At 62.1% G+C, this 24,436-nt stretch carries 22 protein-coding genes; 11 read left to right on the top strand and 11 right to left on the bottom strand.

Going from position 1 to position 24,436, the window contains the following annotated elements:
• Positions 1–159: 159 nt before the first annotated feature.
• From rsgA to QMG46_RS01055, 4 genes are all read left to right on the top strand, one after another.
• On the top strand, positions 160–1,215 hold the full coding sequence (rsgA, locus tag QMG46_RS01070) for a ribosome small subunit-dependent GTPase A (protein WP_281850578.1): 1,056 nt from the start codon (positions 160–162) through the stop codon (positions 1,213–1,215).
• A gap of 172 nt (positions 1,216–1,387) precedes the next feature.
• Positions 1,388–1,852: a hypothetical protein gene (locus tag QMG46_RS01065; RefSeq protein WP_281850577.1), complete on the top strand. Its 465-nt coding sequence runs from the start codon at positions 1,388–1,390 to the stop codon at positions 1,850–1,852.
• Positions 1,849–3,120, top strand: coding sequence for a peptidase MATCAP family protein (locus QMG46_RS01060; RefSeq protein ID WP_281850576.1), 1,272 nt, complete (start codon positions 1,849–1,851; stop codon positions 3,118–3,120). The genes QMG46_RS01065 and QMG46_RS01060 overlap by 4 nt, the downstream gene beginning before the upstream one ends.
• Before the next feature lie 245 nt (positions 3,121–3,365).
• Positions 3,366–5,651: an NADP-dependent malic enzyme gene (locus QMG46_RS01055; protein ID WP_281850575.1), complete on the top strand. Its 2,286-nt coding sequence runs from the start codon at positions 3,366–3,368 to the stop codon at positions 5,649–5,651.
• Between the two features lie 24 nt (positions 5,652–5,675).
• Here QMG46_RS01055 and QMG46_RS01050 read toward each other — a convergent pair whose 3' ends face one another.
• On the bottom strand, positions 5,676–6,314 hold the full coding sequence (locus QMG46_RS01050) for a M949_RS01915 family surface polysaccharide biosynthesis protein (RefSeq protein WP_281850574.1): 639 nt from the start codon (positions 6,312–6,314) through the stop codon (positions 5,676–5,678).
• Positions 6,315–6,544: 230 nt separating this feature from the next.
• Here QMG46_RS01050 and aceE point away from each other — a divergent pair, with 230 nt between their 5' ends.
• The gene (aceE, locus tag QMG46_RS01045; protein WP_281850573.1) at positions 6,545–9,238 is read left to right on the top strand and encodes a pyruvate dehydrogenase (acetyl-transferring), homodimeric type; all 2,694 of its coding nucleotides are present in this window, start codon (positions 6,545–6,547) and stop codon (positions 9,236–9,238) included.
• Positions 9,239–9,294: 56 nt separating this feature from the next.
• Here aceE and QMG46_RS01040 read toward each other — a convergent pair whose 3' ends face one another.
• The 4 genes from QMG46_RS01040 to QMG46_RS01025 all read right to left on the bottom strand — a co-directional run bounded on the left by QMG46_RS01040 (position 9,295) and on the right by QMG46_RS01025 (position 12,436).
• On the bottom strand, positions 9,295–9,627 hold the full coding sequence (locus tag QMG46_RS01040; protein WP_281850572.1) for a hypothetical protein: 333 nt from the start codon (positions 9,625–9,627) through the stop codon (positions 9,295–9,297).
• Positions 9,628–9,719: 92 nt separating this feature from the next.
• Positions 9,720–10,688, bottom strand: a complete 969-nt coding sequence (locus QMG46_RS01035; protein WP_281850571.1) for a sulfotransferase family protein — start codon at positions 10,686–10,688, stop codon at positions 9,720–9,722.
• Between the two features lie 140 nt (positions 10,689–10,828).
• Positions 10,829–11,500: a glutathione S-transferase family protein gene (locus QMG46_RS01030; protein WP_281850570.1), complete on the bottom strand. Its 672-nt coding sequence runs from the start codon at positions 11,498–11,500 to the stop codon at positions 10,829–10,831.
• A 24-nt stretch (positions 11,501–11,524) separates the two neighbouring features.
• On the bottom strand, positions 11,525–12,436 hold the full coding sequence (locus tag QMG46_RS01025) for a LysR family transcriptional regulator (protein ID WP_281850569.1): 912 nt from the start codon (positions 12,434–12,436) through the stop codon (positions 11,525–11,527).
• 100 nt (positions 12,437–12,536) lie between these two features.
• On the opposite strand from QMG46_RS01025, the gene QMG46_RS01020 reads away from it, so the two are divergent.
• Entirely contained in the window at positions 12,537–13,769 is a 1,233-nt protein-coding gene (locus QMG46_RS01020; RefSeq protein ID WP_281850568.1) for an MFS transporter, read from the top strand.
• Between the two features lie 5 nt (positions 13,770–13,774).
• Positions 13,775–15,025, top strand: coding sequence for an SGNH/GDSL hydrolase family protein (locus QMG46_RS01015; RefSeq protein WP_281850566.1), 1,251 nt, complete (start codon positions 13,775–13,777; stop codon positions 15,023–15,025).
• A gap of 66 nt (positions 15,026–15,091) precedes the next feature.
• On the opposite strand, the gene QMG46_RS01010 is transcribed toward QMG46_RS01015, so the two are convergent.
• Positions 15,092–16,153: an NAD(P)-dependent alcohol dehydrogenase gene (locus tag QMG46_RS01010; protein WP_281850564.1), complete on the bottom strand. Its 1,062-nt coding sequence runs from the start codon at positions 16,151–16,153 to the stop codon at positions 15,092–15,094.
• Positions 16,154–16,357: 204 nt separating this feature from the next.
• On the opposite strand from QMG46_RS01010, the gene QMG46_RS01005 reads away from it, so the two are divergent.
• Positions 16,358–17,281 carry an AraC family transcriptional regulator gene (locus tag QMG46_RS01005; protein ID WP_281850563.1) on the top strand — a complete coding sequence of 308 codons (924 nt, stop codon included), beginning with the start codon at positions 16,358–16,360 and terminating at the stop codon, positions 17,279–17,281.
• Between the two features lie 93 nt (positions 17,282–17,374).
• Here the strand turns inward: QMG46_RS01005 and QMG46_RS01000 are convergent, their stop codons facing one another.
• Positions 17,375–18,637, bottom strand: coding sequence for an MFS transporter (locus QMG46_RS01000; RefSeq protein WP_281850561.1), 1,263 nt, complete (start codon positions 18,635–18,637; stop codon positions 17,375–17,377).
• Between the two features lie 132 nt (positions 18,638–18,769).
• A complete protein-coding gene (locus tag QMG46_RS00995; protein ID WP_281850560.1) occupies positions 18,770–19,978 on the bottom strand; it encodes an acyltransferase family protein in 1,209 nt (402 codons plus the stop codon).
• Positions 19,979–20,295: 317 nt separating this feature from the next.
• Here QMG46_RS00995 and QMG46_RS00990 point away from each other — a divergent pair, with 317 nt between their 5' ends.
• Genes QMG46_RS00990 through QMG46_RS00980 form a run of 3 tightly spaced genes read left to right on the top strand, consistent with a single transcriptional unit; the run spans position 20,296 to position 22,445 of the window.
• The gene (locus QMG46_RS00990) at positions 20,296–21,186 is read left to right on the top strand and encodes a LytTR family DNA-binding domain-containing protein (protein WP_281850559.1); all 891 of its coding nucleotides are present in this window, start codon (positions 20,296–20,298) and stop codon (positions 21,184–21,186) included.
• Between the two features lie 26 nt (positions 21,187–21,212).
• On the top strand, positions 21,213–21,947 hold the full coding sequence (locus tag QMG46_RS00985) for a hypothetical protein (protein WP_281850558.1): 735 nt from the start codon (positions 21,213–21,215) through the stop codon (positions 21,945–21,947).
• A 60-nt stretch (positions 21,948–22,007) separates the two neighbouring features.
• Complete coding sequence (locus QMG46_RS00980; protein ID WP_281850557.1) at positions 22,008–22,445, top strand: DUF6491 family protein; 438 nt, start codon at positions 22,008–22,010, stop codon at positions 22,443–22,445.
• A 90-nt stretch (positions 22,446–22,535) separates the two neighbouring features.
• Here QMG46_RS00980 and QMG46_RS00975 read toward each other — a convergent pair whose 3' ends face one another.
• The 3 genes from QMG46_RS00975 to QMG46_RS00965 form a co-directional block, all read right to left on the bottom strand.
• Entirely contained in the window at positions 22,536–23,357 is an 822-nt protein-coding gene (locus tag QMG46_RS00975) for a ferritin-like domain-containing protein (protein ID WP_281850556.1), read from the bottom strand.
• 218 nt (positions 23,358–23,575) lie between these two features.
• Positions 23,576–23,992, bottom strand: coding sequence for a universal stress protein (locus tag QMG46_RS00970; protein WP_281850555.1), 417 nt, complete (start codon positions 23,990–23,992; stop codon positions 23,576–23,578).
• 38 nt (positions 23,993–24,030) lie between these two features.
• Positions 24,031–24,354 carry a glycine zipper 2TM domain-containing protein gene (locus QMG46_RS00965; RefSeq protein ID WP_281850554.1) on the bottom strand — a complete coding sequence of 108 codons (324 nt, stop codon included), beginning with the start codon at positions 24,352–24,354 and terminating at the stop codon, positions 24,031–24,033.
• Positions 24,355–24,436 lie beyond the last annotated feature (82 nt).

The following is a 24,436-nucleotide window of genomic DNA, read 5'->3' as shown; positions in this document are numbered from 1 at the left end:
CTGATGTCGCTCCGGATGCTAGCAGCGTTGGGTGGTTTGGTGCGAGGCACCAAATGGGGGATGGCTCGCGACAAACGGCTTTACCGCCCCTTACTGCATGGTCTATGGCTGACGTGCCAATCGCCCTTCGACCCCATGGCCCAGGCATAATCAGCACCCATGACGGATTTCGAATCGATCGAGCGCCTGCGCCGTATCGGCTGGCGGGGCGACACCTTGCCGACCAACGGTCGTCGGCTGGCCCGCGTGGTCGCGCAGCATCGTGCGGGCTATGAACTGCACGATGGCGAGAACCTGTTCGGCGCGCAGCCGGCCGGGCATTTTCTCAAGCGCAATCTTGATCCGGTCGAACGCCCGGCCGTGGGCGATTTTGTCGAGATCGAAGAAGGCAAGCCGCCGCATATCGTCACCGTGCTGCCGCGCCGCACCCTGTTGTCGCGTGCCGCTGCCGGCGAGCGCTACGAGCGTCAGTCGATCGCCGCCAATATCGATTACGTCCTGGTATTGACCGGCCTCGATGGCGATTTCAATCCTGCACGTATCGAACGGTATCTGTCGCTGACCGAAGGCTCCGGTGCGCAGCCGGTCGTGCTGTTGAGCAAGCTCGATACCCGCGACGATGCCGCCGAGATGATCGAAGCCCTGCGTTCGCGCCTGCCTGCCGGCACGCCGGTCCACCCGATCAATGGCAAGGACCCGGCCAGTGTGGCCGTGTTGATGCCGTATCTGCAGCCGGGCGATAGCGCCGTGTTGGTCGGTTCGTCAGGTGCGGGCAAATCCACGTTGACCAATACCTTGCTGGGCAGCGAGCGCATGGCCACCAATGCGGTGCGCGAACACGACAGCCGCGGTCGCCACACCACTACGCATCGCGCACTGCTGGAATTGCCCAGTGGTGGCTGCCTGATCGACACTCCCGGGATGCGCGAGCTCAAGCTCACCGGCGATGAAAATCTCGATCTTTTCGCAGATATCGAAGAACTCGCGGAGACCTGTCGCTTCGCCGACTGCGGCCATGGCAGTGAACCTGGCTGCGCGGTGCAGGCAGCGCTGGACAGCGGTGAGCTGTCGCACGAGCGTTGGCGCAATTATTTGAAGCTGCGCGATGAGCGCGAAGAGCAGGCGGCCACGCTCGAAGCAAGGCTGCGGCGCCAGCGCGGCGGGCGACCGCCCGCGCGGCCGCATAGCCCACGTGGGTCGCGCGACCGCGATTGAGAGCCCCCCTAAAACCCGGCTAGCTTGTAGGAGCGGCTTCAGTCGCGACCGGGAGCACCTCGCGCCGCACGGTCGCGACTGAAGTCGCTCCTACAATTAAGCAGGCATTTGGTTCTAGTATCGGCGGTGTATCAACAGATAGGCGGCTTCGATGCGTCGGTTGTCTTCATCCATGACGTTTTTCTACAAGTGGGTGTTTCCCGTGGTTTGGCTGGGCTTTGTCGGCCTTGGTGTCTTCACAGGGCTCTTTAGCGAGCACACGGGGCAGGGCTCGCTCGATCCGATGATCGTGGTCATACCGATCTTCATGTTTGCCTTCGGGTTCTTTCTGTTTCGCCAGCTGCTCGGCGGCTTGGTCGACGAAGTCACACTCGATGGCGATAACCTGATCGTCAAGAAAGGCGATGAGCATCTGCGGATATCGTTGGCGGATGTGATTAACGTCAACTCATTCAGTTCGATCAATCCGCGCCGGATCAGCCTGCGATTGCGCAACAGCACACGCCTGGGGCGCGACATCGACTTTATCCCCGCTGGCCGCCGCAGGTCGTTACGTTTCCTGGGCATGACCCGACTCGACCCTCTCGCCGAAGAGTTGATCGATCGCATCGAGGCATTGCGCCGGGGCAGCCGATGAACGCAAATCATCAGGTCGCTCCCGAACTGCAGCGTTATGCCGACCTCGATCAGCGACTGCTGGCGGCAGTACGGGGTATTCGCATTCTGCCGACCGTGGCCTGGCCGGCCTCGCTCGAAGACCGCATGATCGACGCCTATACCAAAGGCAACTACGCCCTTCCAGATGTCAGCTACCAGCGGCCGGACCTGACCGAGGCTCGTGCCGAACTGGAGGCGATCGAACGCGAAGCCGATGACGGCGACCCGCTGGGCGATTACCTCAAGCGCACCGCCGAATCCTGGCGTATTGCTGCGGAAATGCTCGAAGCGGTCGGTACCGCGGGCGTTACCGAGCCGTCCATCGCCTTGTACGGCCGACCGGGCGACTCGATTCCCGGCAGCAGTCGCAGCAACCTGGACGCAGCCAATTATTTCGTCGAGCTTGCCGACGAGCTGGGTGCCGATCTCGAAGACGACGACATCAGTGCGAACATTTCGGCCGAAGTCCTCAGCGCCGACCTCTCACGAACGCTGGACGCTTTTTTCGGCCCGGGCATCATCAGCGTCGAAGTCGACAACGAACTCACCGCGAAGGCCGCGGCGGGCGCCACGCGCGTGCGCCTGCGCGGAGGCACGCGCTTCAGCGAATATGACCGCCATCAATTGTTGGCGCACGAAGCCTTCGTGCATTCGCTGACTGCGCTCAACGGTCGTGCGCAACCGCTGCTGGCATCGCTGGCACGTACCTCGCCGCGTGTCACCGCAACGCAGGAGGGCCTGGCCGTATTTGCCGAGCTGATGTCCGGCGCGATCGATATTGCGCGACTCAAGCGCATCAGCCTGCGCATCATCGCGATCGACATGGCCCTCAATGGCGCGGACTTCGTCGAGGTGTACAAATACTTCAAGGCTTTCGATCAGTCGCCCGCCGACAGTTTCCATTCGGCACAACGCGTATTTCGTGGCGTGCCGTTGACCGGGGGCGCTGCTTTCGCTAAGGACAATGTGTACCTGTCTGGTTTGCTGGCCGTGCATACCTTCTTCCGCTGGGCGTTGAAGCAGCGTCGCATGGACATGCTGCGGCACCTGTTTGCCGGCAAGCTGGCCTTGCACGATGTCATGACCCTGGAGCCGCACTTCGCGTCCGGCGCGATCCTGCCGCCGCGCTGGCTGCCGCCGTGGATGCAGCACGTGCACGGTTTGGCCGGCAAACTGGCGTTCTCGCTGTTCGTCAACCGCATCCATATGGGCAAGGTGCAGGCCGAGGAAATCTCGCTGGGGCTATAAGACATCCGCGCGCAACCCACACCTTCCGACTATTGAGCCGCTGCATCCATTTGAGGTCAGATGTAGACGTGTGGGCGAGTTGTGTTGTTGCAGTGCGGAAAACATATCGAGTGATTCGAATGTCTCGTATTCAGCGTCATGTCGAAGGCGCGAAGGGGCGACGGTGTTAACATCCAAGGCTTGTCGGGCCGGCATTCGCTGAGCCCCGCCCACTTCCCTTCTTATCCTTTTCGAGCAGGACACCGATGGCCATCTCAGACGATCTCAGGCAGGCAGCACTCGAATATCACCGCCTTCCGCGTCCGGGCAAAATCAAAGTTACCGCCACCAAGCCGATGGTCACGCAGCGCGATCTGTCGCTGGCGTACTCGCCGGGTGTGGCGTACGCCTGCGAGGCGATCGTCGAAGATCCACAGCAAGCCAGCGAGCTGACCGCGCGCGGCAATCTGGTGGCGGTGATCACCAACGGCACGGCGGTGCTCGGCCTGGGCAATATCGGGCCGCTGGCCGGCAAGCCGGTGATGGAAGGCAAGGGTGTGCTGTTCCAGAAATTTGCCGGTATCGACGTGTTCGATATCGAGATCGACGAAAACGATCCGGACAAGCTGGTCGATATCATCGCCAGCCTGGAGCCGACCTTCGGCGGCATCAACCTGGAAGACATCAAGGCGCCGGAGTGCTTCATCGTCGAGCGCAAGCTCCGTGAAAGGATGAAGATTCCAGTCTTCCACGATGACCAGCACGGCACGGCGATCATCGTTGGCGCAGCGATCATCAATGCGCTGGAAGTGGTCGGCAAGAAGATCGGCGACGTGAAGCTGGCGACCACCGGCGTCGGTGCGGCCGGCATCGCCTGCCTGGACATGCTGGTGGCGCTGGGCCTGAAGCCCGAAAACATTCTTGGCTTCGATCGCGACGGTGTGCTCTACACCGGCCGTGACAACATGGATCCGGACAAGCAGCGCTATGCGCGCGATACGGCCAAGCGCTCGCTGGCCGAGATCGTCGACGGCGTGGATATTTTCCTTGGTCTTTCCGCCGGCGGCATCCTCAAGCCGGAGATGGTTGCCACCATGGCGCCGCGCCCGATCATCATGGCGCTGGCCAATCCGTCGCCGGAAATCCTGCCCGAGGACGCCAAGCAGGTGCGCCCGGATTGCATTATCGCCACAGGCCGTTCGGATTACCCGAACCAGGTCAACAACGCCTTGTGCTTCCCGTACCTGTTCCGCGGCGCGCTCGATGTCGGCGCCACGGTCATCAATGAAGCGATGAAGCTCGCCTGCGTGCGCGCCATCGCCGAGCTGGCGCGGATGGAAGCGGGCGATCTGGCCGGCGCCTATGGCGGCGACGTGCCGACGTTCGGTCCGGAGTACCTGATTCCGCGCCCGTTCGACCCGCGTCTGCTGGTGATGCTGGCGCCGGCGATCGCGCGTGCGGCGATGGACTCGGGCGTGGCATCGCGTCCGATCGTCGACATGGACGCCTATGTCGAAAAGCTCGATCAATTCATCTATCGCACTGGCCTGATCATGAAGCCGGTGTACGAGCGAGCGCGCGCCGATCGCAAGCGCGTGGTCTATTCCGAAGGCGAGGAAGAGACGGTATTGCGCGCCGTGCAGACGGTGATCGACGAGAAGCTGGCCTTCCCGATTCTGATCGGCCGCCCGGACGTGATCGACACGCGCATCCAGCGGCTGGGCCTGCGCATGCGCGAAGGCGTGGATTTCGAGTTGACCAATATCAACGACGATCCGCGCTTCAATGACTACTGGCAGCAGTATCACGCGCTCACCGAGCGTCGTGGCGTATCGCCGGCAGCGGCGAAGAACCTGCTGCGCTCGCGTCCCTCGTTGATTGCTTCGATCATGGTCGAGCGTGGCGAAGCCGATGCGATGATCTGCGGCCTGGTCGGGCGTTATCACAAGAAACTCGGTTACATGCGCAGCGTGTTCGGCCTGGATCCGGGCGTCAGCTGCACCTCGGCGATGACCGGCGTGATCAACGACAAGGGCGCGTGGTTCTTCCTCGATACGCACGTACAGCTCGATCCGACCGCCGAACAGATCGCCGAGGCTACCTTGCAGGCGACCTATCGCCTCAAGCTGTTCGGCATCGAACCGAAGGTGGCGTTGCTGTCGCATTCGAATTTCGGCAGTCACGACAATCCGAGCGCGCAGAAGATGCGCAAGGTCTACCAGATCCTTCGCCAGCGCATGCCCAAACTGGAAGTGGACGGCGAAATGCAGGCCGATAGCGCCTGGGATCAGAACGTGCGTCATCTGATTTTCCCGAACAGCACGCTGACGGGCCGCGCCAATTTGTTCGTCATGCCCAACCTCGACGCCGCCAATATCACCTACAACATGGTTCGGGTGATGACTGACGGTGTGGCGATCGGTCCGATCCTGATGGGCGTGGACAAGGCCGCGCACATTTTGACGCCGGCCTCGACGCCGCGTCGCGTGGTGAACATGACGGCGATCGCGGCGGTGGATGCGCAGATTCGCGCGGCGCAGTCGAAGGGCTGAGCAGGTTACGTCGCCGTCGCTTGGTTACTGGCTCGGATCGCTCCAATCCGCAGCCTTCTTCGCGGCGGCCTCCACTTTCTGCCAATACGCTTCAGCGGTCTTTTGCACGGCCGGCGGCAACTGCGCGAAGTTGGTGCCCGGCTTGTGCCAAAGGGTGTCTGAGTCCTGGTTCGGCAGATTGCCGCGAATGGCGTATTTCTGGTCCTTGTAGACCATGATCAGTTTGACCGATGTGCCGTCGAGCCCGTCGCAGGCAATCCAGTACGGCACGACGACCAGCGGCTCGCCATTGCCGGCGTCGATTACATTCACCAGCGATGTCAGCATCTGCACGCCGCACAGGGCGGTGCCATTGGTGTCCTTGATCTCCCATCGGGTGATATAGCCGCCGTGGTCCTGCAGCAAGCCGTAGGCATGCAGCGAGACGTAGCTTTTGTCGTCCACCGTCGGGCCTTGATCGTTGCCGCCAAAGGCCAGGATGCGGTAGGAGCCGTCGGCGTCTCGATATTCCAGCGCCTTGAGCAATTTGCTGCCGTTGTCGTAGTAGCCGGCGACATCGTCCTTGTCGCTGCCCTTGACCGGCGTCACCCGCAGATCGGCCGCGCTTGTGCTGGCGGCGAGGAGGCAGGCGGCGAAAGCAGCGGTCCATAGTCCGTAACGCATAAACGATCTTCCCCTGATGTTTGCTCCGACCGGCAAGGATAACCGCTGGCAGGTGGGCCGGCGGCGGCCGGTCAAGCCATGCATATCAGCCATTCGCCGCCGTATTGTCGTGTTTTTCAATTGGCGGAAAGCCGCTTCAGAGCTAAACTCGGAGGGTTCCCCGCTTCCCTTTGCGGAGGCGATTCACCTACAGCGGCCAAGCCCCTCGGCGCCGCGGAGATACGCTCCCCATGGATCAGCTCGACGACATCCTGCACCAGGACCTCGATCCCACCGAAACCCAGGAATGGGTGGAATCGCTCAATGCGGTGATCAGCCACGATGGCACCGAACGCGCGCATTACCTCTTGGAGCGGATGGTCGATTCGACCCGCCGCGCGGGCGGCTACCTGCCGTTCGATCCGACCACCGAGTACATCAACACCATCTCGCCCAACCAGGAAGCCAAGAGCCCTGGTGATGCCGCGCTGGAATGGCGCATCCGTACGCTGATCCGCTGGAACGCGATGGCGATGGTGGTTCGCGCCAACCGCAAGCCGGGCGAACTGGGCGGCCATATCGCCAGTTTCGCCTCGTCGGCGACGCTGTACGACGTCGGCTTCAACCATTTCTGGCGCGCACCGAGCGCCGAGCACCCGGGTGACCTGGTGTTTCATCAGGGCCATTCCAGCCCGGGCGTGTATGCGCGTTCCTTCCTCGAAGGCCGTCTGGGCGAAGAGCAGCTCGACCTGTTCCGCATGGAAGTGGCCGGCAAGGGTCGTGGGTTGTCGTCCTATCCGCATCCCTGGCTGATGCCTGATTACTGGCAGGTGCCGACGGTGTCGATGGGCCTGGGTCCGATCCAGGCGATCTACCAGGCGCAGTTCTGGAAATACCTCGAGCATCGCGGCCTGGTGCCCAAGAGCGATCGCAAGGTGTGGTGCTTCCTGGGCGACGGCGAAACCGACGAGCCCGAGTCGCTTGGCGCGATCTCGCTGGCCGGCCGCGAAGGCCTGGACAACCTGGTCTTCGTGATCAACTGCAACCTGCAGCGTCTGGACGGCCCGGTACGCGGCAACGGCAAGATCATCCAGGAACTCGAAGGCGTGTTCCGCGGTGCCGGCTGGAACGCGATCAAGCTGGTCTGGGGCAGCTACTGGGATCCGCTCCTGGCGCGCGACTCCAAGGGCGTGCTGCGCAAGCTGATGATGGAAACCGTCGATGGCGAATACCAGGCCTGCAAGGCCTTCGGTGGCGCCTACACGCGCGAGCATTTCTTCAACAAGTATCCGGAAACCGCTGCGCTGGTCGCCAACCTGTCCGACGACGATATCTGGCGCTTGAACCGCGGTGGCCATGATCCGCACAAGGTCTACGCGGCCTATCACGCGGCAGTGAACACCAAGGGCATGCCGACGGTGATCCTGGCCAAGACGGTCAAGGGCTACGGCATGGGCGCGGCCGGCGAATCGCAGAATCCGACGCATCAGCAGAAGAAGCTCGATGCCGACGCCGTGCGGCACTTCCGCGACCGCTTCAATATCCCGGTAACGGACGACAAGCTGGCCGATGTGCCGTATTTCCATCCCGGCAAGGATTCGCCGGAAGTGCAGTACATGCTCGAGCGCCGTCGCGCGCTCGGCGGTGCGCTGCCGCAGCGTCGCCGCAAGACCGACGTGAGCCTCAAGGCGCCGGAACTGGCCGCTTTCGAGCAGATCACCAAGGGTACCGGCGAGCGCGAAATCTCCACCACCATGGCGCTGGTGCGCGGCATGAACCTGATGCTGCGCGACAAGCAGATCGGCGAGCGCATCGTGCCGATCGTGGCCGACGAAGCGCGCACGTTCGGTATGGAAGGCATGTTCCGCCAGATCGGCATCTATGCGCCGTTCGGTCAGAAATACCGTCCGCAGGACGCCGACCAGCTGTTGTACTACCGCGAAGACCAGAAGGGCCAGGTGCTGCAGCAGGGTATTTCCGAAGCCGGCGGCATGGCCTCGTGGATGGCCGCGGCCACCAGCTACAGCCTCAGCAATCAGCCGATGCTGCCGTTCTTCATCTATTACTCGATGTTCGGTTTCCAGCGCATCGGCGATCTGGCCTGGGCGGCCGGCGACATGCGTGCGCGTGGCTTCCTGATCGGCGGTACCGCCGGTCGCACCACATTGAACGGTGAAGGCCTGCAGCACGAAGACGGTCACTCGCATCTGCTGTCCGGCTCGATCCCGAACGTGAAGTCGTACGACCCGACCTTCTCCTACGAGATCGCTGTGATCATGCAAGACGGTACGCGCCGCATGCTCCAGGAGCAGGAAGACGTCTACTACTACATCACCGTGATGAACGAGAACTACAGCCATCCCGACCTGCCGCAAGGCGTCGAGGAAGGCATCATCAAGGGCATGTACCTGTTCAGGGATGCCGGTAAGCCGAAGAAGGGCGAGCCGCGCGTGCAGTTGCTCGGTTCGGGCACGATCCTGCGCGAAGTGATTGCCGCCGCCGAACTGTTGGAAAAGGATTTCGGCGTCAGCGCCGACATCTGGTCGGTACCGAGCTTCAGCGAAGTGCGTCGCGAAGGTTTCGACGCCGAGCGCTGGAACCGCCTGCATCCGGAATCCGAACAGCGCGTGCCGTATGTCACCGGGTTGCTGCAGGGCCAGCAGGGTCCGGCCATTGCCGCTACCGACTACGTGCGTGAGTTCGCCGACCAGATCCGCGCGTTCATGCCCGACGGCATGCGCTACACGGTGCTCGGTACCGACGGCTACGGCCGCTCGGATACGCGCGAACACCTGCGCGGCTTCTTTGAGGTCGATCGCTTCTGGATTGCGCACGCCGCGCTGGCGGCACTGGCGAAGGATGGCAAGGTCAACGCGAAGGATGTCGCACGCGCAATCAAGACCTACAAGCTCGATCCGGACAAGCCCAATCCGCAGACGGTTTGAAGTTAAAAAAGAAACCCGCCGTCAGGCGGGTTTCTTTTTTGCGGATGGCTAGGCGATCAATCGTCGTCGCTGCGAAACAGGTGCCGCAGCAGGAAGAAAGCCCCAACGGTTCCGGCAACGATCGCCACGGTGGCTGTCGGATGACGTTTCACCTGGCGGCGCAGGCGTCGATATTGATAGTTGGCTTCGTCGGCCAGATCTTCTGCGGCGTGGGCAACGCGTCGGCTGTAACCGACGTGCTTGCTGCTGAACCTGCGGCCTGCTTCGCGGCCACGCTCGGCGAGACTGCCAGCGCGCTCGGCGGCTTCGTCGGCATAGTGACGCACACGTTCACTGACGCGTTCGCCGACGCCGTTGATGCTGTCCTGAATATCGCGTTGTCTGCTCATGGCGGTCTCCTTGGGTGTCGATCCCAGAAACTGCCAGTCCGACCGTGAGTGGTGTGTAAATAGCCCGCTCGCCCGTTCAGAAACCGGCGTGTCTAGATGCGCGCCGAGCGCGGCTGCCGATCGATTTGGCGCTCTTGGAGGTTCTCGCCGGCGCCGGCCTTTCCCGCCGGTTCGTGGCCATAGGTTTCGCTTCGCTCGAACGCCAGGCTGCTGGCGGCATACAGGGCTTCGTACGAGACCAGTTTGTGCCGCAGCCAATCACGCAGGCGTGGCCCGAAGACCTCGTTGACCTTGCTGGCCGTCTGATGCGGTTGCCCGGTGAGCGCGGCCTGTTTCCAGGGCTCGAGCTCGGGGTAGCTGATGGTTTGCCGACAGGCGTCATCCAGCTTGGCGTCGGCCGGAAGCTCGAGGAATTGGCACAGGCGCTGCCATTCGCCCTCCGGATCGCGCGTAAGGTCTTCCAGAAATACGAAGTGATGATGCGGTGAGCCGATGTGGGCGCGATGGATTTCGGCCGCACGGTTCCAGCGGCCTACCCAGCGTGCCAGGTCGCCACCGAAGGCGTTGCTGGCGTCGTAGCGCATATTGGCATCGAGCAGCGAGGCCATGACGTCGATGCCCGGGCGGATCACGTGGACGAAGCGTGCGTCGGGCAGGTAACGCTCGATATCGTCCAGGTACAGCAGATGCGCAGGCGTCTTTTCGATCCACATGGAGCGCCCGGCTCGCTGGGTAAGCTGGTCGAGCATCGCGAAGAAACGCGTTGCGCAGGTGTCTTCTCGCCAGGGCGCGTGACTGTGCGGTGGCAGCGTGCCCAGCAAACTGCGTTGCAGATCCAGAAACTCCCGCCGGCCATAGCGTCGCGCCAGTCCGAGTCGACGGGCGAGGCGTTCGCGTGGCGCTTTGGCATCCCGGTCGCCCCAGCGATAGGCCGTGCCGCCGAGAAGGCGGAGGAAGAACGCGGTTTCCGGGAGGGTGAAGACTTCGGGGTGGCGGGCAAGCATGGCCTGAACGACCGTCGTGCCTGAGCGCGGGCAACCCACCACAAACGTTCGACGCATGAGCTGCGTATCCCCCTTTCTTACCGACATGTTCAGCCCGACTGCACGGGTCAGAACAAGAACGCGTCAGGTTCGCGAAAGGTTGACGCCAGCTTCAAGGCAAAGTGGATGGGCCGTCAAAATGCGAGCTCATCCGCACTTTAGCCGGTCATGAACGGGCCACCACGCTCCAGGGCACGCTGATAGGCGGGTCGGGCGTGGATGCGCTCGAGAAACTGCCACAACCTCGGATAGCTCACCGCATCCAGGCCGGCACGGCTGGCCGCCGCTTCCAATGGGAAGCTGAGCTGGATATCGGCGGCGCTGAATGCATCGCCCGCAAACCAGGTGGCTTTGGCCAACTCGCCTTCGAGGTAGTCCAGGTGCAGCTTGATCTGGGGATCGACGAAGCCATGGAGCGCCTTGGCCGAGACGCCGCGCAATACGGGTTTGACGAAGAACGGCGCGGGCGTAGTCGCCACCCGTTGAAACACCAGTTTCAGCAACAGGGGCGGCATGGCCGAGCCTTCGGCGTAATGCAGCCAGTAGGTACAGCGCAGTCGCTCGGGCGTGCCGGCGGCGGGCAGCAGGCGGCCGCCGCCGTAGCGACCGGCGAGGTACTCGATGATGGCGCCGGACTCAGCCAATACCAGCTCGCCATCGACGATGACCGGCAACTTGCCCAACGGATGGATGCGCCTGAGCTCCGGTGGCGCCAGCATCGTCTTGCGGTCGCGCTCGTAGCGTTTGACTTCGTAGGGTAGGCCCAGCTCTTCCAGCAGCCACAGGATGCGCTGCGAACGGGAGTCGTTGAGGTGATGTACGAGGATCAAGAGTGTCTCCAGTGAAGTCGTTTTCTAGTCAGCTTTCCAAACAGCATTCTCGGCTAGTTGCTCGCTCAAAAAATCCACGAACGCGTGGACACGATGCGGCACCAATCGCCGTTGCGGCGTGACGGCGTGGATGCCCGAATCGGGCAGGGCGTAATCAGGGAGCACCACTTGCAGCCTGCCGCTGCGCAGGTCGTCGTGAATATGCCAGATGGAATGTTGGGCGATACCGATGCCGGCCAGTGCGGCATCGCGTAGCTGGTCGCCGAAATTGCTCTCGATGCGTCCATCGACGCGCACGCGATAGGTTTCGCCGTCGCGGTCGCTCATTTCCCAGACATCGTGCCGGCCGTTGCTGCCCACTTGCACCAGGCAGTCGTGGTGGATCAGATCATCGGGTTTACGCGGCGTACCGTGCTTGCGCAGATAGTCTGGCGAAGCGCACAGTGCGCGTTGGTTGGAGGCGATACGCCGCGCAACCAGGCTTGAATCGCTCAGGCGGCCGATGCGGATGGCCAGGTCCAGGCCCGCGCTCACCAAGTCGACCAGTTGGTCAGTGAGATGCACGCTGAGCTTCACTTCCGGGTGGCGTTCCAGAAAAAGCGGCAGCAGCGGCGATACATATAGACGTCCAAACGTGGCCGACATGGTGACGCGAAGCGTGCCGGTGACGCCCAGGCTGGCACTACGCAGGCCGGAAGTAAGCGCATCCAGATCGTCGATCAGCGTGCGGCCTTGCTCGGCCAGCAGCGCACCCTCCGGCGTGGCATGCAGCTGGCGGGTCGTCCGGTGCAGCAGGCGAACGCCGAGTTCCCGTTCGAGCCGCTTCAGGCGCTGACTGGCCACGGCCACCGAGATATCCAGGCTGCGCGCGGCAGCGCTGATCGATCCCAGGTCCAGTGCTTTGATAAACAAGAAGATATCGTCCGGGCGCTGCATGATTATCAACAGAAAATTGAAATTGATTAAGTCAATCGATGGTTGTTGAAGAATATGCCTCTGCCTACGCTGGCGCATCTCTTTTCTTGGACCTCGAGCCATGACGCTGGCTGCACCCTCCCGCCCCAGGACACCGTGGGGCCTGTACTCACTTACCGCCGGAGCGTTTGGCATCGGTACGACCGAATTCGTCATCATGGGCCTGCTGCTGCAGGTCGCGGCGGATCTGCACGTCACCATTGCCGCTGCCGGCTTGCTGATTTCCGGCTATGCGCTGGGCGTCTTTGTCGGTGCGCCATTGTTGACGGTGGCCACCAGCCGGATGCCGCGTAAGGCCGCCTTGGTCGCCTTGATGATTATCTTCACGCTCGGAAACATCGCCTGTGCGATGGCGCCTAGCTACGGCTTCCTGATGGCCGCACGTGTGCTTACTTCGTTGGCGCATGGAACGTTCTTTGGCATCGGCTCGGTCGTCGCCACTGGCATGGTGCCGGCGGACCGCAAGGCATCGGCGATCTCGATTATGTTTACCGGTCTGACCGTCGCTACCCTGCTTGGCGTGCCGGCGGGTGCGTGGCTAGGTTTGCACCTGGGCTGGCGTGCGACGTTCTGGGCGGTGGCGGTGATTGGTGTGCTCGCCACGGTCATCATTGCCGCGCTCGTGCCGTCCGAGCATGGCGTGCGCGAACGCATTGCATTTGCCGACGAATTGAAAGCCGTTGCGCGCCCGCAGGTTCTGCTTGGCCTGTTGATGACGGTGCTCGGTTTTGCCGGAGTGTTCACCGTATTCACCTATATCCAGCCGATGTTGACGCGTCTGACCGGTTTCAGCGATAGCGCCGTGTCACCGATCCTGCTTGTCTTCGGTGTCGGTCTGATTGCCGGTAACCTGCTTGGCGGGCGTTTTGCCGACAAGCGGTTGGTGCCGGCCGTATTGGGGTCCTTGATTGCGCTGGCGATCGTGCTGTTCGCCATGACGTTCGCGATGCACAACAAGATCGCCGCGATTGCGTTTACCGGCCTGCTCGGTGTCGCCGCGTTCGCCACGGTGTCGCCATTGCAATTGCGAGTCTTGCAGAAGGCCGAAGGTGCGGGTCAGAACCTGGCGTCGAGTTTCAATATCGCCGCATTCAATCTCGGCAATGCGCTGGGCGCATGGTTGGGCGGCATGACGATCGAGCATGGTCCGGGCATCGGCTCGGTCACGTGGGTGGCTGCGTTGGTGACCCTGGCTGGCATTGCCGTTGCGCTGTGGAGCGTATGGCTGGATCACTCGCGGCGAGATATTGCCGCGACGTGTGCGCCTGCCAGTCTTGCGGCGCGCAGCTCATGAGTGCCATGAGCATGCGCCGTTTTGTGGCAGCCGTGGCTGTCAGTTGGTTGCTGGCTTTCGGTGTGTACGCAGCCCCGCGCGATGATGCCCATTGGGTCGCTACCTGGACTGCAAGCCCCGAGGCCCGTTGGGATGGTGATTTCGCTTTGCCGTTGAACCTGCCATTTCATCTGTGGGATCAGACCGTGCGTCAGGTCGTACGTGTCAGTCTGGGTGGCAAGCAAACGCGCATCGTGCTGTCCAATGCCTATGGCGATGCGCCGCTGGTCATCGGTGCCGCGCATATGGCATTGGCCGGACACGAGGGAGCCGTTGTGGCGACCAGCGATCACGCGTTGACCTTCGCTGGCCAGTCTGCAGTTTCCATTCCGCCTGGGGCCTTCGTGGTGAGCGATCCCGTGGCCTGGAAGGTCGATGCATCGAGCGATCTGGCCGTGAGTCTGTATTTGCCAGAGCCGACGCCGCCAGCGACATTTCATTGGGACGCTCGCCAAACGGCGTATGTAGGTGCCGGTAATCAAACGGCCGATGCCGCCTTCAAGACGGACGCCACGATGACGACGCGCGTGTTCCTGAGCGCGGTACTGGTCGACGCCGATGCACATGCGAGCGCCGTCGCCACTCTGGGCGATTCAATCACCGACGGTGCCGGTGCATCGATGGATCGCAATACGCGTTGGCCGGACTTCCTGGCGCAGCGTTTGCGTCAGCACGATGCCGCAGTGGTGAATGCAGGCATATCCGGCGCACGCCTGTTGCGTAACAGGATGGGCGATAACGCGCTGGCTCGATTCGGACGCGATGTACTCGATCAGCCCGGTGTGAGAACGGCGATCGTGATGATCGGCATCAACGACATCAGCTGGCTCGATACGCCGCTGGGCCCGCACGACGCTACGCCTTCGCCGGAGCAGATGATCGCCGGCTATCGTCAGCTGATTGCTCAGGCCCACTTGCATGGCGTGCGCATCGTCGGTGCGACATTGACGCCGTTCGAGGGCGCGTTGATCGATAGTCCGATGAAGCACTACTACAGCGCGGACAAGGAACGCGTGCGTCAGGCCATCAATCGCTGGATACGCGAGAGCGGCGAATTCGATGCGGTGGCGGACTTCGATGCCGCCTTGCGCGATCCGGCCCATCCGCAGCGGCTACTGCCTGCGTACGATTCGGGGGATCATTTGCATCCTGGCGACGCCGGTAACAAGGCGATGGCCAATGCGATCGATCCTTCCGCATTGTTCGGCACGCATTGAGTCGGAAGGAACGTTTCCTATCGTCGCCCCGGTTTTCGCCGGGGCAACGATGAAAACCGAGGTTCTTCAGGATGCTTTCTTGAGCGAAGCAATATCAATCACGAAGCGATAACGCACATCGCTCTTGAGCATGCGCTCGTAAGCGCCGTTGATATCCTGGATATCGATCATCTCGATATCGCTGACGATGCCATGCTTGGCGCAGTAGTCGAGCATTTCCTGCGTTTCGGCGATGCCGCCGATGGCCGAGCCCGAGATCGAGCGGCGGCCCATCACGACATTGGCAGCGGCGACAGCCGGCTCGATCGGTTCGAGCAGGCCGACCAGGCACAGCGTACCGTTCATGGCCAGCGTGGCGAGATAGGGATTCAAGTCGTGCGGGCTGGGGACGGTATCCAGGATGAAATCGAACTGGCGCGTCACCGCCTTCATCTGCGCTTCGTCGGTGGACAGCACGACATGATCGGCGCCAAGGCGGCGTGCTTCGGCTTCCTTGTCCGGCGTACGCGTGAACAAGGTGACGTCGGCACCCATCGCCTTGGCAAATTTCAGGCCCATGTGGCCCAGTCCGCCCAGGCCGATGACCGCCACCTTGCTACCCTTGCCGACCTTCCAGTATTTCAGCGGCGAGTAGGTGGTGATGCCCGCACACAGCAGCGGTGCGGCCGCCTTGGCATCGAGCGAATCGGCGATGCGTACGACAAACTTGTCGTCGACGACGATACGCTCGGAGTAACCGCCGAAGGTCGGCATCTGGTCACGGCGATCGATGCCGTTGTAAGTCCAGACGGCGCCTTCGCGGCAGTATTGCTCAAGGCCTTCGTTGCAGGCGTCGCAATGCTGACAGGAATCGACCATGCAGCCCACGCCGACCATGTCGCCGACCTTGAACTTGCTGACGTTCGCGCCGACCGAGCTGACCCGGCCGATGATTTCGTGGCCGGGCACCATCGGGTAGATGCTGTTCTTCCATTCGTTGCGCGCCTGGTGGATATCCGAGTGGCAGACGCCGCAATAGAGAATATCGATCACCACGTCGGTCGGGCGCGGATCACGGCGTACGAAAGCATGCGGCGCCAATGGGGTGGTCGCGGACTGTGCGGCAAAGCCGCGAATATCGAGAGTCATGCGGAGCTCCAGGCAAGTGAGGGACGGGCGGCAATCCGGGAAAGATCGTCGAACGCTTCGCAGTATGCGGAGGCGGGTGTGACGGCCGGTAGCTCGATTCTGCGAAATCCTTGCCCGATTCTCCGTTTTGACGCTGAGGCACTCGCGTAAGCTCGCAGGAACAGGCAAGGTTCGATGGTCCCTGATCAGCTGAAATGCACTCGAATGTCGCTACTTTCCGAAGAATCGGCCGCGCAAGAGCTGGAACGCAAACGGCAGGATCTGGCAGTCCTGATTGATCGATTGGCTGTCGATGATGGCGACCACGAAACCGCCATCGCGGGGCTCAACCTGTATCGCTCCAGCCAGCCGATCAACTCCAAGTGCGGTCTCTATACCTCGACGCTGACCCTGGTTGCGCAAGGCAGCAAGCGGGTGCTGCTCGGGGGCGAGCGCTATGACTACGATCAGGCCAATTACCTGGTGACGACGATCGATCTGCCGGTGATCTACAGCGTCACCGAGGCGTCGCCCGAGCGTCCGTGTCTTTGTGTGGTGTGGCAGCTCGATCCTTCGCGCATTGCCGAGCTGCTGACCGCCGATCTGCCGCCGGTCAAGGTATCGGCGGGCCGCGGCATGTCGATCAGTCCGCTCTCGCACGACATGCTCGACGCCGTGCTGCGCCTGGTGCGTCTGCTGGAGACGCCGGCGGATATTCCGATGCTGGCGCCCTTGATCGAGCGCGAATTGCTCTATCGCCTGATCATCAGCGACCAGGGTGCGTGCCTGCGCCAGATCGCCATGACCGGCAGCCAGACGCAGCAGATCGCGCGGGCGATCGACTGGCTCAGGCAGCACTTCAGTGCGCCGTTGCGCATCCAGGAGCTGGCGCGGACGGTCAATATGAGCGTGTCGTCGCTGCATCACCACTTCAAGGCGATTACGGCCATGAGCCCGTTGCAATACCAGAAGCTCCTGCGACTGCAGGAGGCGCGGCGTCTGCTGTTGACCGAGCAGTGCGATGCCGCTTCGGCGGCACATCGCGTGGGCTATGAAAGCCCTTCGCAGTTCAGTCGTGAGTACAGCCGCTTTTATGGGGCGCCGCCGTTGCGCGATGTTGCGCAGATACGGGAGCTTGCTTCGGCTTGAGGCGGGGCGGTCGCGACTGAAGTCGCTCCTACAAACTAGCCAGGACATTGCTATCTTGTAGGAGCGACTTCAGTCGCGACCGCAACCTCCATACTAAACGGCACTCTCCGCAACCTGCGCAGCTTCTGGCTCCGCCTGCAAACGCTGCCGTCGACGCAAGGTCGGGAACATATAGATCCACAGCCCGACCACAATTAATGTTCCTACGCCGCCGATCAGCGTGGCATTCACCGCGCCAACCCAGGCAGCGAGCATGCCCGATTCGAATTCGCCCAGCTGATTGGAGGTATTGATAAAGATCGCGTTCACCGCATTGACCCGACCACGCATATCATCGGGCGTATCGAGCTGCACCAGCGAGTTGCGGATCACCACGCTCACCATGTCGAATGCGCCGAGCGCGAACAAGGCGATCAACGACAGCCACAGCAGCTTGGATACGGCAAACACCAGGGTCGCCAAACCGAAGCCTGCAACCGCGGCGAACATGATCGGACCCACACGTCGCTGCATGCTGTGGCGCGCGAGCCAGATCGACATCAGCAACGCGCCCGCGGCCGGTGCCGCACGCAACAGGCCCATGCCCCATGGCCCGGTGTGCAGAATGTCCTTGGCGAAGATCGGCAGCAGTGCCGTCGCGCCGCCGAGCAGCACCGCGAACAGGTCGAGCGAAATCACGCCCAGCACATCGGGCCGATGGCGGATGAAATGCACGCCGGCGAATACGGTTTTCAAGGTCGCCGGTTCGCGTCGCGGCGGTGCCTGCTCGTAACGCAGCAGGCCCATCATCACGACGGCAACCAGATAGAGCACGCCGGCCAGCACATACACCACGCCGGGACCGGCGACGTATAGCAGGCCACCCAGGGCGGGGCCGAGAATCGTCGCCGCCTGACCGGCCGAACTGCTTGCCGCCATGGCGCGCGGCAGGATCGGTGCCGGCACGAGTGCCGGCAACATCGATTGCAGCGAGGGAAACTCGAATGCCTTGGCGACACCGATGATGAACACCAGCGCGAGAACCCCCGCCTCGTGCACCGAATGAAGCAGACTCAATGCAGCGAGTACCGCGATCGCCAGCAACTCCACCATGAGGCCGTAGCGGACGATGCGCCGCCGCTCGAACTGATCGGCCACATGACCGGCCGGCAGCGCGAGCAGGAACGACGGCACGAATTGCGCCAGACCGATCAGGCCCAGGTCGAAGGCGCGTCCGGTGACTTCGTAAATCTGCCAACCGACCGCGACCGACAGCATCTGAAAGCCGAAGCTGGACGCGACGCGTGCGAACCAGAACTGTACGAATGCAGGATGTTTGAGTAACGAATCCGCTGGGGGCAGCGCGGAAGAGGCCATGAGAGGTCCTTGCGAAGAATGCGCATTATCGGCTCCCGGGACCATTCACGGCAAAAATTTATCGGTATATGGACTCGCAGTTTTCTGCGTTCCAAACAGGGCACCGCTGATCGCGGCGCCCTGTTCTAAGCTTCAGGCCAGATCGTCAGCCATGCGTGGCAAGACCAACGCAACACGCGCAGGGCGGGGCCTTGCGTCCAGGCCGAACAGTGGGCGTAACCACGACGTGCGGCGAATGATCTCGTGCGACACGGCACATCCGGCAACCGTTCCCACCAGGATCACCAGGGGTTCGCCCACCGCGCCCAGGCCGAGTGGCATCAGCCACCATGCCAGCGCCAGCATCACGCTCTGGTGCAGGATGTACCAGGGGTACACCGCCTCGCGTGCATAGGGCAGCCAGCGGAACGGACGGTTCAGCCATGCGTGTCCCCAGCCCAGTACGGCAGCGATTGCCGTCCACATATAAAGGTACTGGGCGGCACGGACGATCAGGTCCAGCGCATTCGATTCGTGCCCCAGCAGCGCCCCACCGAACTTGTCCAGCACGATAAACACGCTGAACGACGCCAATGCGACCCCAAGCGTGCTGCGACGCAGCCGCGCCAGCTCGCCCCACAGGCGCGAGCCGGTGCCGAGCAGATAGCCGTAGAAGAACATCGTCCCGTAGAGCGCATGGGAGTACCAGTCGCCGATCAGCGTGTGATACATCGGATAACGATCGGCAAGCAGCACGCCCCAGGCCAGGAGCGGAATGGCCGGCGCGATCAGCAAGCTGCGGCCCCGCAGGCCTTCGATGCGTGCACGTATCCGTCGGCCGACCGGCGACTCCAGTGCCGGCAAGAGCATCAGCAGCACCAGCGTGTACAGCCACAGATAGGGCAGGTACCACAGGTGGTTCCAGGTCACGCCGAACTGCCAGCCGTCAAAGGCATGCGCCGGCCACGGGCCGCCGGTCCAGTAGCGCAGGAGGAAGGCACCGAAGCCCGGCTGGACGAGTCCGTTCGACAGCCCCTGCACATAGGGTTGGATCGGCACCACCACGGCCATGCCGAACAACAGTGGCAGCATCAATCGTACCGTGCGCTTCCAGGCCAGCCGGGGCAGCGAGGTCTTGCCGCGCAGGAAGTGCACCGCCAGCCCGGAAATCAGGAACAGCAGTTCCATGCGCCAGCGGTTGAGGAACAGCATGGGGTATTGCAGCCACTCGGCGGTATGGCTGCTCTTGAGATGAAAGCCCCAGTCGGCGACATACAGCATCGACAGGTGATAGAGGATCAACAGGCCAAAGGCCAGGACGCGCAGGGCGTCGATATCGTGGCGGCGGGGTGTGGCACTCATGACGTAAGGCTCCCGGTGGAAAGTGGGGCCGATGCTGGCGTGCACGTGGTGAGGTGTCGTGGGCTAAGTGATTGATTGGGTGGAGTGGGGGATGAGCGGTGGGGTGGGAGGGGTGAGTTGTGGTGGTGGGGACATAAAAAGCCCCCTCACCGCAACCCTCTCCCCCGGCAAGCCAGGGGAGAGGGGGCGAACTGAGGCAGGTTTGAATCTCGCGCGCTTTTGGCTCCCTCTCCCCTGGCTCTGCCGGGGGAGAGGGTTGGGGTGAGGGGGCTGGGTGCTCGCCGAACCATTGCAACACCTGGCTACACTCTCTATCTATGCCACCCCCTTCCTTCGACTACCGCTCCTTCCAACGCTGGCGCCGCCCGTTCGAGATCGCGTTCTGGGTCGTGTTCTTTATCTTGAATGCGACCTTCAACAGCATCACCTCGCGGCTGGATCATCCGCGGCTGGCGGCATGGGAACCATGGAGCTGGGAGTGGAGCAGTGCCCTGGTGATGCTGGCGCTGATCCCGGCGGTGGTGGCGGGGCAGCGGCGCTGGCCGATTCGTTTCGAAACCTGGCGTACCAGCCTGCCCTGGCTGCTGTTGGGCAGCGTGATCTTCTCCCTGGTGCATGTCAGCGGCATGGTGCTGCTGCGCAAGCTGGCCTATGCGGTGATGGGGCAGCAGTACGACTTCGGCTCCTGGGTCGTGTGGGGCTATGAATATCTCAAGGACATCCGCTCGTACGCCGCCATCGTCGCCCTGATCGGATTCTACGAATTGTGGCGGACCCGCTTTCAGGGCGAGGCGCGCATCCTGGCCGAGCCGGACGAAGGTCCGCCGGTGGAATCGGTGGAGCGGCCGGAGCGCTTTCTGGTGCGCAAGCTCGGCAAGGAGTTCCTGATCAATGCTCGGGAAGTCGAGTGGCTGCAGGCTTCCGGCAATTACGTGAACCTCCACGTGCGCGGAAGGGATTACCCATTGCGGGCCACGATGGCCAGCATCGAGGAAAAGCTCGATCCGTCCCGTTTTGTGCGAGTGCAGCGAAGTTATTTCATCAACCTCGATTACCTGACCGAGATCGAGCCGCTGGAAACCGGCGACGCGCGCCTGACCATGCAGGGCGGCATGAAGATTCCATGCAGCCGCCGCTTTCGCGCGCAGTTGCGCGAACGTTTCGGTGATGTCGCGGTTGCGCAGGGCTCGCGGCCCGTACATTCTTAACGCCTGTCTTTAACCGAGGTTGCGTCATGAATTCTGTCCGCCGTCCTTTGCTTGCCGTATTGGTCGCCGCCGCATCGATGGCAGGTTGTTCGCAACAAAGCGACCAGCCCTCTGCCGCCGAACAGGCGCAGACCGCCGCGGCGCAGACCCAGGCCGATGCGGCCAAGAAACTCGATACGTATCGTCAGCTCGTGCAGCAGAACAATGACGAGATGACCGTGCTGATGGGCAAGGACATCGTCGAGCGTTTTCCCAATACCGATGCGGCCAAGGAAGTGCAGCAAAGCCTGCCGGGGATCGAGCAGCGCTTCAAGGACAACCGCGAAAAAGCGCGCGTGCAGGCGCTGTGGATCTATCAAGTGTCGCCGATGCAGGGCGGCACGCAGTCCACGGCAACCATCTACACCAGCCAGCCATCGGGCAACGATCGCGTGCGCCTGGTGCTGCGTCGCCACACCGAGTGGGGTCAGAACGTGTTCCTGTTCGGCAGCGGCCACGGCTTCATCTGCAAGGGCAATTGCACCATCAATGCAACCGTGGATGGCAAGCCGACCGGCATCAAGGGTTTTGCGCCGACCACTGGCGAGCCGGCCATCATGATTCGCGACGACAAGGCATTTATCGCCATGCTGGAAAAGGCGAAGAAAATCACCATGGACGTCACCACCAAGGACGACGACAAGAAGCAGACACTGGTTTACGAAGTGGGTGGATTCGACGCAAGCAAGTGGCAGCCCGTTGGCAAGGGCAAGAAGAAGTAAGCCGGTCCACCGCACCTATGGGTGCGCGTTTTTATGCAGGTCGATCCAGGAGACACCGCCATGAAGTCCATCCGTTCGTTGATGATCGCTCTTGCGGTCGCCGCACTGGCCGCATGCGCCACGCAGCCGGAAAAACCCAATCAGCGCCTGCTCGACTATCAGGCAGCGTCGGGTGCGCCGGTCAATAGTTTCCGTTACTTCTCGTTATGGTCCTGGGAGGCTTTGGATCGTACGCATCTGTCTATCTACACACGCGGCAACGAGGCGTACCTACTCACGGTCGATGGCGGTTGTCAGAACCTGGAGTGGGTCAACGCAATCGGCCTGACCTCGCGCATGCACGAGGTCAACGTCCGTTTCGACAAAGTGCTTACCGGCGAGATGGTCCCGTGCACCATCATGGAGATTCGTCCGGTCGACGTGCAGAAGCTCAAGGCCGAGGAGAAGTTGCAGAAGGAGCGGAAGATCGAGGAGAAGGAGCGGAAGGATGGGGAGTAGGAAATGGGGAGCGGGGAAGAGCAGTGCGCTGCACGTTGGCTCTTTCCATTCCCCGTTCCCAAGCTCGCGTAGCGAGCGAATTCCCCAGCCCTACTGCAAGAACAACTTCTCCGCGATCTTCGCCAGCGGCTTCTCGATGGCATTCTGCACGCGTGCCGGCAGGTCCAGCGGCTTGAGCAGCATCTTTACCGTCATTTCGGCGGGTATATTCCGGCGCAGCAAGTCCTGGGCACGCCCGGTCACCTCGCGGTACTTCGCCTTGTCGCTCTGGTATTGCGGATAGCACTGGTTGAAGACGTGGCGCAGGGCGATGTCGCTGTCTTCGCTCTTGATCTCGTTGACCCGGCGCAGCACGGCGCGAAACACCTTGTAGCGACCGAAGCCTTCCTTTTCGCGATAGCGGCGGAAGTGCTGGTAGAAGTGCTTGTAGTGGCGCACCTCGTCGCTCTTGATGTGATTGGTCAGCTGCTTGAGCACCGGCTCGTCGGTGATGTCGTTGAGCGCGCGGTACAGACTGGCCGTGCCGGTTTCGACCACGCAACGTGCCGCCAGCTCCAGACCGCGGCTGTTTTCCAGCTGTTCGGAGGTGCACACCGCGCCGTACTCGTCCCAGAACGCCTTGAAGCCGCGCTCCCAGTCGAACTCGGGCCATACCTTGCGGACATAGGCGGCAAGGGCGCGCCCATGCTGCAGTTCTTCGTGTTCCCAATGCTGGCTCAACCAGGTCTGCAGCTCTTCATCGCCGGCGAAATGGTCGACCAGATTATGGGTATAGAGGTCCGATCCACTTTCGACAAACGAGGCGCTGCAAAGCAGGAAGAACAGATCTTCGTTGTGGCGAATGCGCTCGATGTCGATGCTATCGAGATCCAGACTCTCCAGGGTCCAGGGCAACGATGTGGTGTAGCTCACGCGGTGTTTCCTGTTCGGGGCAGAGCCAGGTGTTTCCCTGGCGTGACTGTATTATGACAAGAGGATACGACGCCTTTGGCCCGTAGGGGATTAACGCTTGTTTACCGGCTGGGCTGACGAGCGCCCGGTTCTCGCCGATCCGCGAAATCTTGCGTGGCGCCCCATGAAAAACGCCCGCTGAGCGGGCGTTTCTTACGATGGAGCGGGGGGCAAAGCGGTCAGCGGACGACGGTCACCGGGACATGCGCGCGGGCCAGAACGTCGTCGGACACCGAGCCGACCAGCCACCGGGCCAGTGCGCCCCGCTCGGTATGACCGATCACGATATGGTCGATGCTGTGGGCATGGACCTGGCAGATCAGGATGTCGCCGGGGCTGCCATGCAGTACCTCGAGATCCACCAAGGTGTCGGCATCGGGTGCCAGCGCCCTGAGTTCGGCCATCAGTTCGACGGCTCGCTGTCCTGACGTGTCGGTCATGACGAGGGAGGTCGTGTCGACGCCGCCTTCAATGATCTGCAGCGCCGATACGACGCGTACCCGTCCCTGGGAAAGTCTGGCCAGCTTGATGGCAAAACAAAACGCCCGTTGCGACGACGGCGAACTGTCGTAGCCGACCAGTGAATACTTGAACATGCTGCCTCCATGGCTTCAGGTGTGTACGTCAACTATCGTCAGTCCTCGACCTTATGGCAACGGCGTTCGATATGCGTGTGCTTCGCCTGCTGGTGCTCCTGAATTTTTTTACCGGCATAACCACCGCCGACCGCGCCGGCCACCGTCGCCAGCGTCTTGCCTTTGCCGCCACCGACCTGGTGGCCCAGCAGGCCGCCGCCGACCGCACCGATTGCCATGCCCGCGATCTGGTGCTGATCCTTGGGTTGATCCTGTACTTCAACGTTATGGCACACGGTGTGCGAGGCGAATACCGCGGTCGGACTCAGTGCCAGCGCCAGCAAAAAGCCGGCAGCCCACGCTTTCGGGTAATGAGTTTTCATCGCGTCACCTTGTTTTCCAATCAGTGAGATCAGTCTGCTCGGTGGTTTGTTACGGAAAGATCAAAAATCGTACAAGAATACG

Source organism: Dyella sp. GSA-30, from assembly GCF_027924605.1.
In the GTDB taxonomy this organism is placed as follows: Bacteria; Pseudomonadota; Gammaproteobacteria; order Xanthomonadales; family Rhodanobacteraceae; genus GSA-30.
The sequence above is the reverse complement of the archived record's forward strand: the minus strand, read 5'-3'. Positions and strand labels throughout refer to the sequence as shown.